At 68.5% G+C, this 2,780-nt stretch carries 2 protein-coding genes; both read right to left on the reverse strand.

The window, feature by feature from the left end; genetic code table 11:
• Window positions 1–1,374: apolipoprotein N-acyltransferase (gene lnt, locus MHY49_RS18845; protein ID WP_239206779.1), on the reverse strand; the 1,374-nt coding region annotated here is incomplete at its 3' end.
• On the reverse strand, window positions 1,371–2,387 hold the full coding sequence (gene lgt, locus MHY49_RS18850) for a prolipoprotein diacylglyceryl transferase (RefSeq protein WP_239206781.1): 1,017 nt from the start codon (window positions 2,385–2,387) through the stop codon (window positions 1,371–1,373). The genes lnt and lgt, both read right to left, overlap by 4 nt.
• Between the last annotated feature and the right edge of the window lie 393 nt (window positions 2,388–2,780).

The raw sequence follows: 2,780 nt of genomic DNA on the forward strand, positions 1-2,780 counted from the left end.
CGCGGGCCTGACGGTCGTGGACCATGCGCACGGCACGGTCACGGAGCTCTGGGCTGAACTTCTTGGGCATACTCCGATTCTCCTTCGTGAGACTCGGAACGGAACCCAGGGCGCTTCAGACAGTGCGCCCGGCCGGGTGCCCGGCACCGACTGGGCCCCGACCAGTTTCAAGATCGGAAAGATGGGCAGCAGCTGGTCGCGGAACGGGATCCACTCGCCGAAGGGAACCAGATTGCGCTTGTCGTAGCGGGCGACGACGCCGCGGCGCGGATCCCACCACAGGCCGCTGGTCCGCCGCTCGTCGACGCCGGGGCCGTCCATCACTGCGCCGGCGAAGATGGGAACCCCGGCACGCTCGGCCGCCGACTGCAGCTGGTCGCGCGTGATCGGATCGACGGTCGGATCGATGTCGGTGGAATTCTCCGGCCACAGGACGAAGTCGGGACGGGCCATCCGTCCCTGATCGGCCGCGCTGATCAGACGGCGGGTCTCCTGGACATGGTTCGCGGTCACGGTGCGCATCCGGCCCATGGCGTCGATCCCCTTCCCTGGCACGTTGCCCTGGACGATGCCCACGCGGGCGCTCTGCCCGGGAGCCGAGGGCCCGGGATTCCAATCGGACAGGGCCAGCCCCGTGCCCATCACGATCGACCAGGCCGCCAACGCCGGAATCGCTATCCGCCCCACCACGTTGCGTGACAGCCGTCCGGGTGACCGTCGTGCCTGGCCGATCTGGATCACGAGCCAGCCGAGGCACTGGGCCAGCAGGGCCACCGCGAACGACACCCCGACGGTGCCGATGAAGGGCAGCAGGCCCGCCAGCGGGGTGTCGACTGCGGTGTAGGCCAGACGGGTCCAGCCGAAGCCGCCGAACGGATAGCGCGCGTAGAGGTACTCGATGCCGACCCAGGCCGCTGCGGCGAACACCGGCCAGGACCGGAGCCGCCCGATGATCGACAACGCGAGGCCGAGCAGCCCGAAGAAGACGGCCTCGAATCCGATCAGGCCCACCACACCCAGGTAGGCGGCGGTGCCGCCGCCGACGATCACCCGGATCCAGCCGATCGCGACCAGGAGCATCGCCACGCCGAACACGTACCCGACGGCGAAACCACGACGAGGCGGAACAGCGTGGACGGCGACGGACAGTCCGGCGACGCCGAGGAAGGCCAGCGGCCACAACCCGTACGGCTGAAAGGCGAACCCGAGCGACAACCCGGACAAGGCCGCCAAGACCGGCCGGCCGAGCAACCGAATCGTCTGACGTCGACGGAGGCGGGCGGCGCAGTCCACGCCGGTCACAGCATTGTCGCGATCGTCAACCAGACTGACGATGCCGCTGGCCGAAGGCGAGTCTCCGATTCGGTAGATCACATCGGGCTCCCGCCGCCGCGCTCGACTGAGCCGGAGCATTGCTCTGGCTTGGTGGAGTGATCGCGCGTGGACGCCTCTGAGCGGTCCGACACCGTTGGCGACTGGGCAGTGGGCGCTTGGGGTGTTTGACCGGCGTGATCGCTGCCCGGCAGCCGGCCGACGGCGTGAGGCCGCTCGCCCTCGACGACCTGCTCTCGGCCGGGCTTGTTGCCGATCAGCCACAGAAGGCAGATCAGTGCGGTCAAGAAGACGATCGCCGAGACGTAGTCGTTGAGCCGGAACGGTCCGAAGCGGTGCGCGGGATCGATGCGCAGGCCCTCCACCCAGGCTCTGCCGGCGGTGTAGAACATCACGTAGAGCATGAACGCCTTGCCGTGGCCAAGCCGGAGCCGGCGGTCGAGCGCGATCACCGCGATCGCCACTCCCAGATCCCAGACCAGTTCGTACAGGAACGTCGGGTGGAAGGTGGCGTACTGCCCGTAGCCGACGGGCCGGTTCTGTGGCGCGATCTCCAAGGCCCAGGGCAGCGTGGTCGGCCGGCCGAAGAGTTCCTGGTTGAACCAGTTGCCCAGCCGTCCGACCGCCTGGGCGATCGCCACCCCGGGGGCGAGAGCGTCGGCGAGCGCCCAGAATCTGATCCGGCGTCGACGCGCAACCAGGTAGCCGCCGAACGCTCCGAGCGCGACACCGCCCCAGATGCCCAGGCCGCCATCCCAGATGAAGAACGCGCGGTACCAGTGACGACCCGGTCCGAAGTAGAGCTGGTAGTCGGTGATCACGTGGTAGAGGCGGGCTCCGACGATGCCGAACGGGACCGAGACCAGCGCGACGCTCTCGACCGCGTCGCGGCTGCCGCCACGGGCGATCCATCGTCGGGTCGCGACAACGGTGCCGATGATCACGCCGGAGATGATGCACAGCGCATAGGCACGGATCGGGAGTCGGCCGAACAGCAGCCATTCCGCCGTCGGCGGACTGGGAATGAACAGTGCGGGGAGGCGGAGGGTGATCATGGGCACGATTCCTCAGCGACCGGGCGCAGCTCGACTGCGCGGCGGACGGGCCGGCTGATGTGGACGCGCGCGGGCAGCCGACGGCGGCTGAGGTGGTCCGTGCCGTCGCGATGGCCGGGAGCGCTGGTGCCGGGCCGTCGGGGCGTCACGCGTGTGAAGTTCGGGTTCATTGACTGCCTCCTCTTGTGTTTCAAGGTGTCGGCAATAGGTCTGCTTCACGCCGTCAACGGTTGCCGTTGTCCGGAGCCGTTCGACGCTGCATGGTTCGGTGACTGAAGCGCCCTGGGTTCCGTTCCGAGTCTCACGAAGGAGAATCGGAGTATGCCCAAGAAGTTCAGCCCAGAGCTCCGTGACCGTGCCGTGCGCATGGTCCACGACCGTCAGGCCCGCGAG

It is taken from the genome of Brachybacterium sp. ACRRE (assembly GCF_022346485.1).
Lineage (GTDB): Bacteria > Actinomycetota > Actinomycetes > Actinomycetales > Dermabacteraceae > Brachybacterium > Brachybacterium halotolerans.

What these genes read in the sequence shown, in the direction of transcription:
- lgt (WP_239206781.1), bottom strand. Translation starts at nt 2,387, where the DNA reads ATGATCACCCTCCGCCTCCCCGCACTGTTCATTCCCAGTCCGCCGACG.